This window comes from Polaromonas sp. P1_E3 (assembly GCF_056405935.1).
This window is the reverse complement of sequence record NZ_JBFUBD010000069.1, coordinates 1-14193: the sequence shown is the minus strand read 5'-3', so window position 1 is coordinate 14193 and position 14193 is coordinate 1. Positions and strand designations below refer to the sequence as shown.

At 63.8% G+C, this 14193-nt stretch carries 13 protein-coding genes; 6 read left to right on the top strand and 7 right to left on the bottom strand.

Annotated elements, in window-relative coordinates:
* The 5 genes from AC1D0Z_RS10510 to AC1D0Z_RS10490 all read left to right on the top strand — a co-directional run.
* On the top strand, window positions 1–730 hold a 730-nt coding region (locus AC1D0Z_RS10510; RefSeq protein WP_477658191.1), incomplete at its 5' end, for an NIL domain-containing protein.
* A gap of 3 nt (window positions 731–733) precedes the next feature.
* Window positions 734–1399, top strand: a complete 666-nt coding sequence (locus AC1D0Z_RS10505) for a methionine ABC transporter permease (RefSeq protein WP_457278549.1) — start codon at window positions 734–736, stop codon at window positions 1397–1399.
* A 179-nt stretch (window positions 1400–1578) separates the two neighbouring features.
* Window positions 1579–2373, top strand: coding sequence for a MetQ/NlpA family ABC transporter substrate-binding protein (locus AC1D0Z_RS10500; RefSeq protein WP_477658190.1), 795 nt, complete (start codon window positions 1579–1581; stop codon window positions 2371–2373).
* A gap of 24 nt (window positions 2374–2397) precedes the next feature.
* Entirely contained in the window at window positions 2398–3546 is a 1149-nt protein-coding gene (locus AC1D0Z_RS10495) for a sigma-54 interaction domain-containing protein (RefSeq protein WP_477658189.1), read from the top strand.
* A 198-nt stretch (window positions 3547–3744) separates the two neighbouring features.
* A complete protein-coding gene (locus tag AC1D0Z_RS10490; protein WP_477658188.1) occupies window positions 3745–4683 on the top strand; it encodes a TauD/TfdA dioxygenase family protein in 939 nt (312 codons plus the stop codon).
* An 82-nt stretch (window positions 4684–4765) separates the two neighbouring features.
* Here the strand turns inward: AC1D0Z_RS10490 and AC1D0Z_RS10485 are convergent, their stop codons facing one another.
* Window positions 4766–5680, bottom strand: a complete 915-nt coding sequence (locus AC1D0Z_RS10485) for a hypothetical protein (RefSeq protein WP_477658187.1) — start codon at window positions 5678–5680, stop codon at window positions 4766–4768.
* Between the two features lie 303 nt (window positions 5681–5983).
* On the opposite strand from AC1D0Z_RS10485, the gene AC1D0Z_RS10480 reads away from it, so the two are divergent.
* The gene (locus AC1D0Z_RS10480) at window positions 5984–6331 is read left to right on the top strand and encodes a hypothetical protein (RefSeq protein WP_477658186.1); all 348 of its coding nucleotides are present in this window, start codon (window positions 5984–5986) and stop codon (window positions 6329–6331) included.
* On the opposite strand, the gene AC1D0Z_RS10475 is transcribed toward AC1D0Z_RS10480, so the two are convergent.
* From AC1D0Z_RS10475 to AC1D0Z_RS10450, 6 genes are all read right to left on the bottom strand, one after another.
* Window positions 6309–7661 carry an LLM class flavin-dependent oxidoreductase gene (locus AC1D0Z_RS10475; RefSeq protein WP_477658185.1) on the bottom strand — a complete coding sequence of 451 codons (1353 nt, stop codon included), beginning with the start codon at window positions 7659–7661 and terminating at the stop codon, window positions 6309–6311. The genes AC1D0Z_RS10480 and AC1D0Z_RS10475 overlap by 23 nt on opposite strands.
* Window positions 7662–7689: 28 nt before the next feature.
* Entirely contained in the window at window positions 7690–8526 is an 837-nt protein-coding gene (locus tag AC1D0Z_RS10470; RefSeq protein WP_477658184.1) for an ABC transporter permease, read from the bottom strand.
* Complete coding sequence (locus AC1D0Z_RS10465) at window positions 8519–9373, bottom strand: ABC transporter ATP-binding protein (protein WP_477658183.1); 855 nt, start codon at window positions 9371–9373, stop codon at window positions 8519–8521. The genes AC1D0Z_RS10470 and AC1D0Z_RS10465 overlap by 8 nt, the downstream gene beginning before the upstream one ends.
* Entirely contained in the window at window positions 9370–10389 is a 1020-nt protein-coding gene (locus AC1D0Z_RS10460) for an ABC transporter substrate-binding protein (RefSeq protein ID WP_477658182.1), read from the bottom strand. Before AC1D0Z_RS10460 ends, AC1D0Z_RS10465 begins: the two co-directional genes overlap by 4 nt.
* A gap of 183 nt (window positions 10390–10572) precedes the next feature.
* Window positions 10573–13332: an excinuclease ABC subunit UvrA gene (locus AC1D0Z_RS10455; RefSeq protein ID WP_477658181.1), complete on the bottom strand. Its 2760-nt coding sequence runs from the start codon at window positions 13330–13332 to the stop codon at window positions 10573–10575.
* On the bottom strand, window positions 13332–14193 hold an 862-nt coding region (locus AC1D0Z_RS10450), incomplete at its 5' end, for a YihY/virulence factor BrkB family protein (RefSeq protein ID WP_477658180.1). The genes AC1D0Z_RS10455 and AC1D0Z_RS10450, both read right to left, overlap by 1 nt.

Genomic DNA, 14193 nt, shown 5'->3' with positions numbered 1-14193 from the left:
GCTGTCAGCCGCGGACATCAAGGCGCGTGTTGAGCCCTTGCTGGACCTGGTCGGCCTGAGCGCCCTGGCGGACCGCTACCCGGCGCAGATCAGCGGCGGGCAAAAGCAGCGCGTGGGCATTGCGCGTGCGCTGGCCAACCGGCCCAAGGTGCTGTTGTCGGACGAGGCGACCTCTGCACTGGATCCGGAAACCACAAGGGCCATCCTTGGCCTGCTGCGCCAGATCAACAAGGAATTCGGCCTCACCATCGTGCTGATCACGCACCAGATGCAGGTGATCAAACAGGTGGCCGACCGCGTGGCGGTAATCGACGCCGGCCGCATTGTTGAAAGCGGCCCGGTGATCGATGTTTTCACACGCCCGCAACACGAAACCACACGCAGCCTGATCGCCGAGATCGTGCCGCAAGACTTGCCCGACAGCGTGCTGGCGCGCATACGCACGTTGATGAGCGCCGAGCATCCCGAAGAAGGGCAACTGCTCCGCCTGGCCTTTGCGGGGGACGAGTCGGATCGTCCGCTGCTGTCGGACGTGATCCGCCGCTTCGGCATTGACCTGTCCATCGTGCACGGGCAGGTCGATGAGATCCAGGGCAAGCCTTTCGGTTCACTGGCAGTGTTTGCGCGCGGTGCGCGCGAGCAGCTCAACGCAGCGGTGGCGCATTTGCGCGGCGCCGGTGTGCATGTAGACCAGGTCGGCGGTGAGCTGGCTGTGGGCGGGAGGGTTTAAGTCATGTTCAGCAATTTTTCACAAGCCCTGCTGGAGCTGTTTGTCAGCTCGCTGTGGGAAACCATCGTCATGGTGGGAATTTCCGGCGCGGTCGGTGCGCTCATCGGCATTCCACTCGGCGTGTTTTTGCGGCTCACGGATGAGGGCGGCGTGCTGCAGAACGCGGGCGTGAACCGTGTCGTTGGCGGTCTGGTCAATGCCGTGCGCTCCACGCCTTTCATCATCCTGCTGGTGGCCATCATTCCGCTGACGCGTTTCATCACCGGGTCTTCCATCGGCACAGCGGCGGCGGTGGTGCCGCTCACCATCGCGGCGGCGCCCTTCATTGCGCGGCTGGTGGAAACCTCGCTGCGCGAGGTGGACCACGGGCTGATCGAAGCCGCGCTGGCCATGGGCGCGACCACGCGGCAAATCGTCTTCAAGGTGCTGCTGCCCGAGGCGCTGCCCGGCATCGTCGCGGGACTGACCATCACCTTCGTGAGCCTGACGGGTTATTCCGCCATGGCCGGCGCCATTGGTGGCGGCGGGCTGGGCGACCTGGGTATCCGCTACGGCTACCAGCGCTTTTTGCCTGAAGTCATGCTGGCGGTGGTGCTGGTGCTCATCCTGTTTGTGCAGGCGGTGCAAAGCCTGGGCGACTGGGCCGTCCGCAGGTTGAGCCACCGATGACGCCATCACTCCACAACGCGCGGCGATGTTGATCGCTATGCTTTTGATAGCTGCTCGCGCACGTCCCTATTGGGTTGGAGCCAGATTTACTTCCTGAATGGCCTGAGAGCCGACTTTCAGGTCCACAACAGATTCATTCGTTTCATTCCAGATTCATTCATCTTCAAAAAGGAAACACCGTGAAAAAACGCACCCTCATCCAGTCTGCCCTCGCACTCGCGCTGGCCACCTCCTTCTCCGGCGCCGTTCTGGCGCAAGACAAGCCGCTGAAGATCGGCGTCACTGCCGGCCCGCACGCGCAGATTTTTGAGCAGGTCAAAAAGATCGCCGAAAAAGACGGCCTGAAGATCCAGATCGTCGAGTTCAGCGATTACATCCAGCCCAACGCCGCGCTGGCCGCGGGCGACCTGGACGGCAATAGCTACCAGCACAAGCCTTTCCTCGACCAGCAGGTCAAGGACCGCGGCTACAAGATCGTCAACGTCGGCTATACCGTCAACTTCCCGATCGGCCTCTATTCCAAAAAGGTGAAAAGCCTGGCCGAGCTGAAAGAGGGCGCGCGTTTCGGCATTCCCAATGACCCGACCAATGGTGGCCGTGTGCTGCTGGTGCTGCAGGACAAGGGCCTGATCAAGCTCAAGCCCGAAGCAGGCCTGAAGGCCACGCCGCTGGACGTGATCGAGAACCCCAAGAAGCTGAAGTTTGTGGAGCTCGACGCTGCCCAGCTGCCACGTTCGCTGGACGACCTCGACGCCTCGGCCGTCAACACCAACTATGCGCTCTCCGCCGGGCTGAACCCCAAGGACGCGATTGCCCAGGAAGCCGCCAAGTCACCGTATGTCAATTTGCTGGCCGTGCGTGAGCAGGACAAAGACAAGCCCTGGGTGGCCAAGCTGGTCAAGGCCTACCACTCGGAAGAAATCCGCAAGTACGTGCAGGCCGAGTTCAAGGGCGCTGTGCTGCCCGGGTTCTGAGCGTAGCCAGGCGGAGCGCAAAGCATGAGCCGGTTGCTGACCCTTCCCAATGCCGGCGCCTTGTCGATCCGCGCCAAGGCGCTGGTGTTCGAAGACCCCGGCTCGCTGGCCTTGCTGGAGCGCGTCGACCAGGTCGCGCCGACCGACGCCACCGTCCTGATCATTGGTGAAACCGGCACCGGCAAGGAGTTGTTGGCGCGCCGGATCCACCAGGGCAGCAGGCGCAGCGGGCCTTTTGTAGCGGTGAACTGCGGYGCTTTCAGCGAGTCGTTGATCGATGCCGAACTGTTTGGCCATGAAACCGGCGCCTTCACCGGCGCTGCGCACGCCCGCGCGGGCTGGTTTGAGGCGGCCGATGGCGGCACGCTGTTCCTTGATGAAATTGGCGACCTGTCGCTGAGCCTCCAGGTCAAGCTGCTGCGCGTGCTGCAGGAGCGCCAGGTGGTGCGCATCGGCTCACGCAAGCCGATTGCGCTGGACGTGCGCCTGATTGCGGCAACCAACGTCGACCTGCGCGACGCGGTGAACGCCAGCCACTTTCGCGCCGACCTTTACTACCGCCTGAGCGTGGCCACGCTGGAGCTGCGCCCGCTGTATGAGCGGCCCGGCGACATCCTGCCGCTGGCGCGCCATTTCCTGGCGAGCTACGCCGCGCGCCTGGGCGTCAAGGATGCAAGCCTTTCGCCCGACGCGGAGCAGGCCCTGCTGGCCCATGACTGGCCCGGCAATATCCGCGAGCTGGAAAACGTCATCCATTACGCGCTGATTGTGGCGCCGGCGGCAGCGCTGCATGTCGCAGACCTGCAGGGCATTCACCGCTCTGCACGCCTGGCGTCCCGCGCCGCTCCGCCGGCCGCACCTGTTGCTCCGCCGGAGCCGGCTCCCGTGGTGCAGGGATCAACTGGCGCGGTGCAGGGTGCTGAATCAGACCGTTTGCGCGAGGTGTTGCTGCAGCGCATGAAGCAGGCCGAGCCTGGCTTGTTCGACACCGTCGAGGCCACGCTGGTGAAGACGGCCTTTGAGTTCTGCCATGGCAACCAGGTGCAGACAGCCCACCTGCTGGGCCTTTCGCGCAATGTGCTGCGAACCTTGCTCAAGCGGCATGGCTTGCTCGACCGGCCTGCGCACGCTGATGGCGTGGCAGAAGATCACACCGCTTCCTTGTCACAGTAACTGCAGATGGGGTGCTGTGTTCACAGCAGCCGTTGAACACTTTCCCTCACCCACTCCTGCCAGGCTGTTTCGATTGCAGCAACACGGCGGAAAAACACTCGCCGATGCCCGGTTTTCACTGGCACAAGTCATGCGTAGAAGCTTGTCAGCAGCGTCATTTCTGCCGCCTGTTTTATCAACGACACAAGGAGCTTCTTCATGACAACATTGCCCGTGGACATCCACCCGGTCGCCGGCCGCATTGGCGCCGAGGTGCGCGGCCTGCGCCTGTCGGCCGACCTGCCAGGCGCCACCATCACCGCGCTGAACCAGGCGCTGCTCAAGCACAAGGTGCTGTTCTTTCGCGGCCAGCAGCATCTGGACGACGCATCGCAGGAAGCCTTTGCCAAGCGGCTGGGCGAGCCGGTGCCGCACCCCACGGTGCCGGTGCGCCAGGGCACGGGCTTCATCCTTGAGCTGGATTCGGAACATGGCGGGCGTGCCAACTCCTGGCACACCGACGTGACTTTCGCTGTGGACCCTCCCAAGATATCGGTGCTGCGCGGCGTGGTGATCCCGCCCGCCGGCGGCGACACCGTGTGGGCCAACACGGCGCTGGCTTACCAGGGCCTGCCGCCCGCGCTGCGCGAGCTGGCCGAAAAGCTCTGGGTGATTCATGGCAACGATTACGACTATGCCGCCTCACGCAGCGAAGACGAAGTGTCGAGCGAAGGCATACGGCATTACCGCGAGGTTTTCACCCGCACCTTGCATGAAGCCGAGCATCCGGTGGTGCGCGTGCACCCCGAAACCCGCGAGCGCACGTTGGTGCTCGGCCACTTCGCCAAAAAGCTGGTGGGTTATTCCAGCACCGATTCGCAGCACCTGCTGTCGGTGCTGCAAAGCCATGTGACACGCCTTGAAAACACCGTGCGCTGGCGCTGGATCCAGGGCGACGTGGTGATCTGGGACAACCGTGCCACCCAGCACTACGCCATCAACGACTACGGCGATCAGAAGCGCATCGTGCGCCGCGTCACGCTGGCCGGCGACGTGCCGATCAGCGTGGACGGCCGCCGTTCACGCGTGCATGGGAAGTCGGCGCAGCCTGCTGGCGCCGGCAAGACTTCAGCGGCACCCGTGGCTGTCGCTGCTTAATAACGGAAGTTATCCAACTGAGGCTGCGCAGTGGAGAGGCAGCCCCTTCGCAGTATCTGGGGAAACTAGGAAGGGCATGCGTCTACTGCTCTACGGTGACTTGATTAAAGAACCATTGGGGCACGTGGACCCGCAACGATTGGTACTTCTTCAATATCTTCTTCGCTGTTTTCCGGGGTGCGAAATGGGTGAAGTCGAACTCGTAACCTGTGGGGGTGCCCCCATGGCCCTCGGTAGGAACGGGGTCTGCATCCACTAAGTCTTCCGCCTCTTTCACGGTGAGGCCCATTTCAGCAGCTAAGGCCTCTGCCAATGACATCTTTGGGGCGTCGTCTTGGTCGTCGTCACTCCAGCCATAGTCCAGTTTGGCCTGGATTACCTTGCAGTGATATTCCCCGAAAGTAGCCAATCCCATCCGCTCAAGGGTTAGCTGCGCCTCAATGTCAATCTGGTGGCCCGAGTATGGGCGCTCTGTATCGATATTCATGCCTATGTGACCTTGAATATCAAGCACCCACACACTGCCTGATTCGGGTGTCTCCATCATGGACAGGTCGAAAGGCATATAGATTTCGTCGATGCCATCGCCGTTGGTGCTTGCCATTTCGCTTGCGGTGTCGTTGTCATTTACGGCTACGTTGTCGATGTAGTCGCGCAGTACATCCTCGAACTTATCTTCAGACATATGAACGTGCACGGCAGGTATGCACTGCTCCAGCACTGATTTAAGCATTGGAGCAAGCGATGCCGCGGAGTGCCCCACATTTAAGTCATCGGCAMGGGTTGCAAGCATGGGCTGGTTCAAGGCCACATGTTTGACCCTGCCTAGGTCTTGGTGTTCAGCACCGCTGGTAACCGCCGCCTGGTAGGCGGCAAGGGACTTGTATCCAAGTACTGCAGCCACGAGCTGATGCGCATGGCCGAGTTTCAAGGGGAACTTGGAGTTTGCGCTGATTTGGCGCAGAGTATACGAGAGGGTTGGTAGGTCAACAGCCATTGCAATTCTCCTGGTTGACACGGGACAATCGAGCGATTACTTGACCCGCGCCCAGCGAATTCGCAAGGGGTGGACAAAAATAGAAACTYACCGGAAACCTGTCTTTGTTGAGCCGCTCGAAGCTCAGGCGGACGCCTTAAGCATTAATTCTGCGCTTCGTGTTTTAAGTCGTCAAGCCACTCGCATTTCCAGGGAACGCGTTAGGGAATAATCAGCTGCCCAGCAGGGCTGATAAGGGAGGCACAGTTCATATGGCACAGGCAATCAGCAAGTTCTTCAGGGACCTAGGACTTCCATTCCACAATGACCGATGGTCTTGGGGAGCCCAACAAGGCGATGTGCTCCTGGTCACATGAGCATTCCTTAAAAGAAAAGCATGTCACTGTGTTGCATACCGGGGTCCGCTATGAGGGTTATCAGCATTCAGTATCCCCGGGACTTGATGAACGAATCGTTCAGCTTGAGCGTGTCTGGAGCGGAGGTATTGCCGCCTATACCGTGATGGCCAACGCGATTGACACGACAGTGTTTGGCCTGGCCATCAAGGACTATCGGGAAGACGCAGTTTTTGCCATCAAGGAGCTGGTATCTGGCGAAGACGGTGCAATCTTGGCGGTACTTGGTGGCGTCAGGCGACTTTCTGCGCCTTGACGGTGAACTGGTTAGCCGGCCGGTCCAGGCCGAGGTTTTCGCGCAGCGTGCTGCCTTCGTATTCGGTACGGAAAATGCCGCGGCGCTGCAGCTCGGGAATCACCAGGTCGACAAAATCGTTGAGCGATTCGGGCAGCACCGGCGGCATGACGTTAAAGCCGTCAGCGGCGCCGTTTTCAAACCATTCCTGTATCTTGTCTGCAATGGTCTCTGGCGTGCCCACCACCACCCAGTGGCCGCGTGCGCCGGCCAGGTATTCGTAGAGCTGGCGCACCGTGAGTTTGTCGCGCCGGGCCAGTTCCAGCACCACATGCGCGCGACTGTTCTGGCCCTTGGGCGGCTCGGGAATATAGGGCGGCGGGGCGTCCAGGTCCCACTTCGTGAGGTCTTCGCCGGGCCAGAAGGGGGCGATGGTGTTGAGGCCCACGGAAGGATGAATGAGTTTTTGCAGCTCGGCCCACTTGGCTTCAGCTTCGGCCTGCGTGCGGCCGATCACGGGCGAGATGCCGGGCAGGATCAGCAACTGCTCGGGCCGGCGGCCGTATTTGGCCAGGCGGCCTTTCACGTCGCGGTAGAAGGCCTGCGCCTCGGCCAGGCTGGTCCAGGCCGTGAAGATGGCTTCGGCGGTGGCGGCAGCCAGCTCGCGCCCAGGCTCGGACGAGCCGGCCTGCACGATGACCGGGTAGCCTTGCGGCGGCCGCTCCAGGTTCATCGGGCCTTGCACCTTGAAGTATTTGCCGCTGTGGTTGATCTCGTGCAGCTTGGCCGGGTCAAAGTAGCTGCCGGTCTCCGGATTGCGAATGAAGGCATCGTCCTCGAAGCTGTCCCACAGGCCCTTCACCACGTCGATGAACTCGTGGGCCTGCTCATAGAGGACTTCCGGGTCGGGGTGCTTGTCGAGCCCGAAATTACCGTAAACATTGTCGGCGCCCGTGGTCACGACGTTCCAGGCGGCGCGGCCTTTGCTGATGTGGTCCAGCGAGGCGAACTTGCGCGCCAGCAGGAAAGGGTCTTCATAAGTGGTGGAAGCTGTCGCCACGAAGCCGATGTGTTTGGTGACGGCCGACAGGGCCGCCCACAGCGTGACGGGTTCGAAATAGGACACACGGCCCTGGCGGCTGAAGGCTTCGTCCGTGCCGTGGAAGGCGACGCCTGGGCTGTCGGCCACAAACACCTGGTCGAACAGGCCGCGCTCGGCGGTTTTGGCGACGTCGATGTAGTGGTCGATGTTGACGCCCGAATCAACCTGGGAGCCGGGGTGCCGCCAGGCCGCGATATGGTGGCCTGTGGCCATGATGAATGCGCCCAGGCGCAGTTTGCGTTGAGTCATGAGGGATGTCTTTCTTTTGGTAACGGAGTCAGCTGTGGGAGGAGACTGTTTTCCACGCGGTGAAGTGGCGCTCCAGCGCCTGGAGCGCAAAGTTCAGCGTGACCCCAATGGCCGTGATGGCGATGATCCCGAAGTACATGTCGGCGATCAGGAAACTGAACTGGGCGTAGATGATCAGGTAGCCCAGCCCGGCTTTGGCACCCACCATCTCGGCAGCGATCAGCACCAGCATGGCGGAGGCCGCCGCCAGACGGATACCCACAAAAATGGTCGGTACGGAAGCCGGAAGGATCACTTTCAGGAACAGCTGGCGCGGTGTCGCACCCATGGTGCGTGCCGACTTCACGAGCAGCGGATCCACCTGCCGCACGGCCGAGATGGTGTTGAGCAACAGCGGCCAGGCGCAGGCATACACCACGATGGAAACCTTGGACACCTCGCCAATACCCAGCAGCAGCAAAAACACCGGGAGCAGTGCCAGCGGCGCTGTGTTGCGCAGCAACTCAATCAGCGGATTGAGCGTGTTGCCCAGGCGCCGGTACCAGCCGATGGCCAGGCCCAGCGGAATGGCGAGCACGATGGCCAGCACCAAACCGCCGAGCGAGCGCGCCAGGCTGATGGAGGTGTGCTCCCAGAGCTGGCCGTTCAGGGCCAGCGCCCAGCCGGCGGCGAGCACCTCGCTGAGCGGCGGCAGGAAGGTCGGGTCGGTGAGGCCCAGGCGAGGCGCCAGTTCCCACAGCAAGGCCAGCGCCACGATCAGGCCGGAGCGCCAGGTGGCATTGGCAAGCTGCGCCTGCAAGCGTTTCCAGGGCGCCGCGTGAAGCGCCAGCGGTGCGGCACCTGCGTTGAGGGTGATGTCAGACATGGGCGATTTCCTTGAGGATGGGTTGTGAGGAAATACGGGCGCGGCGCTCGCGGCGGGCAGATGCCACCTCGTCGTGCAGCTGCGACCAGATCTCGTGGCGCAGCTCGCCGAACAGCGGCAGCGAGCGCACGTCGTCGGTGCCGCTGCGCAAGGATTCGGGGATGTCCACGATCTGCTTGATGCGGCCCGGCCGGGTGGTCATGATGGCCACGCGCTGGCCCAGCACCACGGCCTCGTCAATGCCGTGCGTGATGAACACAATCGTCTTGCCGGTGCGTTGCCAGATTTCGACCAGCTCTTCCTGCAGCGTCTCGCGTGTCTGCGCATCGAGTGCGGCAAAGGGCTCGTCCATCAGCAGCACCTGGGGTTCGTAGGCCAGGCTGCGCGCAATGGCCACACGCTGTTTCATGCCGCCCGAGAGTTCATGCGGGAAGCGGTTGGCAAAGTCCGTCAGGCCCACGAGTTCCAGGTAGTGCGCGGCCTTCTCGCGCCGGGCGCGTTTGCCGACGCCCGCCACCTCCAGCCCAAAGGCCACGTTGTCCAGCGCGCTGAGCCAGGGGAAGAGGGCATATTGCTGGAACACCACGCCGCGGTCGCGCGCCGGCCCGGTGACGGGCTGGCCGTCAATCAGCATGCGGCCGCTGGTGGGCAGCGCCAGGCCGGCCAGCAGGTCGAGCAGGGTAGATTTGCCGCAGCCGCTGGGCCCGACCAGCACGAGGAATTCGCCCGGGCGCACGTCCAGTGTCACGTCGTGCACGGCGACAAACAGTTTGGCGGCGCCACCGTCGTCAGCGCGAACAACGAACTCCTTGCTGACGTTTTCAAAGCGGATCTTGGCGGCGCTCATTTGGCGGCCGCCAGTTTGTCGCCGCTGTTGGCGTAGGGATTGAAGGCGTTGGTGTACAGGTCTGTGGGCTTGACCTGGCCGGGCTTGAGCAATCCGTCCTTGACCAGCCAGTCGATCCAGATCTGCAGCTCTTTGTCCTTGATCACGCCGCCGGTGCCTGCCACGCCAGTACTCTTCCAGTACTGGATGGTGTCGGCGGTCTCGGCGCGCTTGCGGCCTTCGATGATCCTGACGAAGCGCGCCCGCACCTCGGCGGGCGGGGTGTTGCGTGCCCACTCAATGGAGCGCGCCAGCGCTGACACCAGGTGGCGGCTGGTGTTGGGGTTTTGTTCGATGAACTTGTTGTGCAGGACGATGGAGCCTGCCGTGAAGTTGCCATACAGGTCGCGGTCTGTGAACAGCGGGCGTATGCCGCCGCGCTCCCGCGCCTTGTCGCGCAGCACGCCGCCCAGGGTGGTTACTTCTACATGGCCCTGGCGCAGCGCCTGCTCGCCGGTCACCGGGGGCGTGACGACCAGAGTCACCTGCTTGGCTTCCGCCTCACTGAGCCTGGCGCGCTCCAGGTATTCGCGGACCATGAACTCGTGGTGTGCGCCCAGCGTGTTCACGGCAACCTTCTTGCCGATCAGGTCGCGCGCCGATTTGATCGGGCTGTCTTCCTTGACGTAGTAGCCGCTCCAGGTGTTTTCGTCCACACCGTAGTAGCCGAGCACGGCCTTGATCGGCGCCTTCTTGGCCAGCAGCTTGACGACCGCACCGTTGAAGGCACCGCCCAGGTCGACATCGCCGGTGACCACGGTCTGGATGTCCTGCGGGCCGCTGATGGTGTTGCCCACCCATTTGGCCTTGAGCGGCGCAAGGTAGCCCAGGTCTTCTGCCAGTTCGATCCAGGTGACCTGGCCGGCCCAGCCCTGGTAGCGGATTTCGGATTTTTCCAGAGGCGGGGCGGCATGGCTCTGGGTGGCCAACAGGCTGAAAGACAAAGCGGCGAGGCCGAGTAAGCGCGTGATGTTCATGGCATGAGGAGTGAGTGGTTGACGCGCTCAACAACGCAGCATCCATGCCAGTGATTCAGGGCGGATTTCGGTGGTTTTGGCGAGGTTGGGCAGCCTGGCTGTTGCATCCGGAACAGCCGCGTGGTGATTCGCAGGCAGCAGCTGCGCGATTCGGTGCAGACGCTCCTCAAGTGCGATTCGGATTTAAGAAACTCGGTTTTGTACTTTGGATTTTTGCGTCGCGGCAGCGGAACCGGTGGCGGCACCGTCCGTTTTGTGAGAGCACGGCTCAAGCAGGCGCCGCAGGTAGGGTGCCGTGCGGCTGTCCGGCGACTTGCACAGCTCCGCCGGTGGCCCGGCGGCCACGATGCGACCGCCTTGCTCGCCGGCGCCGGGACCCACGTCGATGACCCAATCGGCGGCGGCCACCACGCGCAACTCGTGCTCCACCACGATCACCGTGTTGCCGGCGTCGACCAGGCCCTGAAGTTGCGCCATCAGTTTGTCCACGTCGGCGGGATGCAGGCCTGTGGTGGGCTCGTCCAGCACGTACAGGGCGTCACCTCGCTGAGCGCGCTGCAACTCGGTCGCGAGCTTGATGCGCTGGGCTTCGCCGCCCGACAGCTCGGTCGCGGGCTGGCCCAGGCGCAGGTAGCCCAGGCCGATGTCCCGCAGCAGGGCCAGGGGTTTGAGCACGGCCGCTTCGCCCGCGAAGAAATCGCAGGCCTGCTCGACCGTCATTCGCAATACCTCGGCGATGTTCTTGCCTTGCCAGGTGACTTTCAGTGTCTGCTCGTTGTAGCGCGCGCCGTGGCAGCTGGGGCAGGGCGCGTAGACGCTGGGCATGAACAGCATTTCGACGCTGACGAAGCCTTCGCCCTCGCAGGTGTCGCAGCGGCCTTTGGCCACGTTGAAAGAGAAGCGGCCCGCGTCGTAGCGCCGGGCGCGCGCGGCCTTGGACGCGGCAAACAGCTTGCGCACGTGGTCGAACAGGCCGGTGTAGGTGGCCAGGTTGGAGCGCGGCGTGCGGCCTATAGGTTTCTGGTCCACGCGCACCAGGCGGCGCAGGGTTTCCATGCCGGCGTGCAGCCTCCCGCGCGTCTCAGAGGCCACGCTGGGCCCCGCCTCATCGCCGTCTTCTTCGGGCTCTTGTGCCTCATGGCCCAGGTGGGCGCAGACCAGTTCGACCAGGGCCTGGCTGACAAGGCTGGATTTGCCCGAACCTGAGACACCGGTCACGGCGGTCAGCACGCGCAGCGGAAAGCGCGCGTCCAGCCCGTGCAGGTTGTTGCGGGTGATGCCGCGCAGCTCCAGCCAGCCGGCGGGCGCGCGTGGCGTGCGGGCCTGCTGCACCGCGCCGGCGAACAGGTAATGCGCCGTTTGCGAATCGGCCAGGCCCTGCAGGCCGGCGGGCGGTCCGCTGTAAAGAATGCGGCCACCGTGCTCGCCGGCCAGCGGCCCGACGTCGACCAGCCAGTCGGCGCGCCGCATCATGTCCAGGTCGTGCTCGACGACGAACAGCGAGTTGCCTGAGCGCCTGAGCTGGTCTAACGCCAGCAGCAGCGCTTCGCTGTCGGCGGGGTGCAGCCCGGCCGAAGGCTCGTCCAGCACATAGACCACGCCGAACAGATTGGAGCGTATTTGCGTGGCCAGGCGCAGTCGCTGCAGCTCGCCGGGCGACAGCGTGGGCGTGGCTCGGTCCAGCGAGAGGTAGCCCAGGCCCAGTTCGCGCAGGGTGGCGATGCGCGCGAGCAGGTCCTGTGCGATGCGCTGGGCGGCAATGCGTTTTTCTTCCGACAGGTTGGGCGTGCGCCGCACGTCGCTGGCGCCTTCGTGGGCGGCGCCGCCGCCGGCTACGCGCCGCGCCGTGTCTTTTTTGGCCGCATCGCGGCTCAGGCTTGCGCGGCCGGGCTTGGTGCGCGCATCGGCGCCCTCGAAACGGCCCGCGGCCACCGGCCCCAGCACGTCGGCCAGACGATCAAGCGGCATCCGCGAGAAACTGCCGATGTCCAGGCCCGCGAAGGTTACCGACAGAGCCTCGCGCTTGAGGCGCTTGCCTTCGCACACGGGGCAGAGGCTGCCGGCCATGAAGCGGGACACCCGCCTTTTCATCAGCGCGCTTTGTGTGGTGGCGAAGGTGTGCAGCACATACTTGCGCGCGCCGGTGAAAGTGCCCTGGTAGGCCGGTTCTGTCTTGCGGCGCAGCGCGGCCCGGGTTTCGGCCGGCGTGAAGCCGGGGTAGACCGGCACCGTCGGCTGCTCTTCGGTGAAGAGTATCCAGTGGCGGTCTTTTTTGGGCAGATCGCGCCAGGGCGTGTCCACGTCGTAGCCAAGGGTCACGAGGATGTCGCGCAGGTTCTGCCCGTGCCAGGCCGGTGGCCAGGCCGCGACGGCCCGCTCGCGTATGGTCAGCGAGTCGTCGGGCACCATGAGTTTTTCCGTCACCTCGAACACATGGCCCAGGCCGTGGCAATGGGGACAGGCGCCTTGCGGCGTGTTCGGCGAAAAGTCTTCGGCGTAGAGCATGGGCTGGCGCGGCGGGTAACTGCCGGCGCGCGAATACAGCATGCGCACAAAACTCGACAACGTGGTAACGCTGCCGACGGAAGAACGTGCCCCCGGCGTGCCGCGCTGCTGCTGCAGCGCCACGGCGGGCGGCAGGCCCTCGATGGAGTCGACGTCCGGCACGCCGACCTGGTCGATCAGCCTGCGGGCATAAGGCGCGACCGATTCAAAATAGCGCCGCTGCGCCTCGGCATACAGGGTGCCGAAGGCCAACGAGGATTTTCCCGAACCCGATACGCCGGAGAACACCACCAGCGCATCGCGCGGAATGTCGACGTCGATGTTGCGCAGGTTGTGCTCTCGCGCGCCGCGCACGCGCACCAAGCGGCCGGCTGCGTTGGCCGGTGAAGCTTCCAGCCCGGCCTTGCTGCTGCCGTGGTTCCGAGTGGGCCAGTCCATCAGCCATCCTCCCGGGGCGTGTCCCGGCGCGGGCCACGCTGGCGCAGCAGCAGGCCCAGCCCGACGAAGCCGAGCGCGACGGCGCCGTAAATGGCCAGCTGCTGTGTGAACGGGGGCGGGCCGCGCCGTGCCCGGGCGTACAGGGGCGCTTCATCTTCCGGAAATCCCGCAACCGGGGGCGCCGGTTCAGCGGGTGCGGAGGCGCGGGCAGCGGCGCCGCCCGGTGCGGATGCCTCGCTTGCTTTACTCTTCGTGGCCAGTGAACCATGGTCATGCGCATACACCCAGGTGAACTCGGCCCCCAGCAAAAAAATCTGCGCCGAGTAATACACCCAGACCAGCAGCACCACCAGCGAACCGGCTGCGGCGAACGACGATGTCACGCTGCTTTTGCCGATGTAAAAGCCAATCAGCGCCTTGCCGATCTCAAACAGCACGGCCGTCACCGCGGCGCCCGCCCAGACGTCGCGCCAGCTGACTTTGGCCTGCGGCATGACCTTGAAAATCATGGCAAACAGGATGGCGGCGACGCCCAGGGAGACCGTGCTGTTGATGATTTGCAGCAAGGCTTCAGCGCCCGGGAAAAGGCCTGTCACCCAGCCGCCGAAAGCCGCCACGCCCGCGCTGACAACCAGCGACACCGACAGCAGGAAACCCAGGCCCAGGATGAAACCCAGCGAGAGCAGGCGGCTGCGCAGGGTTGCCCAGATGCCGGTGGTTTTTTCGGCCGGCGGCACGTCCCACACGCGATCGAGCGCGCTTTGCAGTTCGGCAAAGACGGTCGTGGCGCCGATCACCAGCACCACGATGCTGATGGCCGTAGCCACCAATCCCTTGGTGGGTTTGTTGGCGTTCTCGATC

Excerpts from the sequence above, each read along its gene's own strand:
- AC1D0Z_RS10505 (WP_457278549.1), top strand. The coding sequence starts at position 734 with ATGTTCAGCAATTTTTCACAAGCCCTGCTGGAGCTGTTTGTCAGCTCG.
- AC1D0Z_RS10490 (WP_477658188.1), top strand. The coding sequence starts at position 3,745 with ATGACAACATTGCCCGTGGACATCCACCCGGTCGCCGGCCGCATTGGC.
- AC1D0Z_RS10480 (WP_477658186.1), top strand. The coding sequence starts at position 5,984 with ATGACCGATGGTCTTGGGGAGCCCAACAAGGCGATGTGCTCCTGGTCA.
- AC1D0Z_RS10475 (WP_477658185.1), bottom strand. The coding sequence starts at position 7,661 with ATGACTCAACGCAAACTGCGCCTGGGCGCATTCATCATGGCCACAGGC.
- AC1D0Z_RS10470 (WP_477658184.1), bottom strand. The coding sequence starts at position 8,526 with ATGTCTGACATCACCCTCAACGCAGGTGCCGCACCGCTGGCGCTTCAC.
- AC1D0Z_RS10465 (WP_477658183.1), bottom strand. The coding sequence starts at position 9,373 with ATGAGCGCCGCCAAGATCCGCTTTGAAAACGTCAGCAAGGAGTTCGTT.
- AC1D0Z_RS10460 (WP_477658182.1), bottom strand. The coding sequence starts at position 10,389 with ATGAACATCACGCGCTTACTCGGCCTCGCCGCTTTGTCTTTCAGCCTG.
- AC1D0Z_RS10455 (WP_477658181.1), bottom strand. The coding sequence starts at position 13,332 with ATGGACTGGCCCACTCGGAACCACGGCAGCAGCAAGGCCGGGCTGGAA.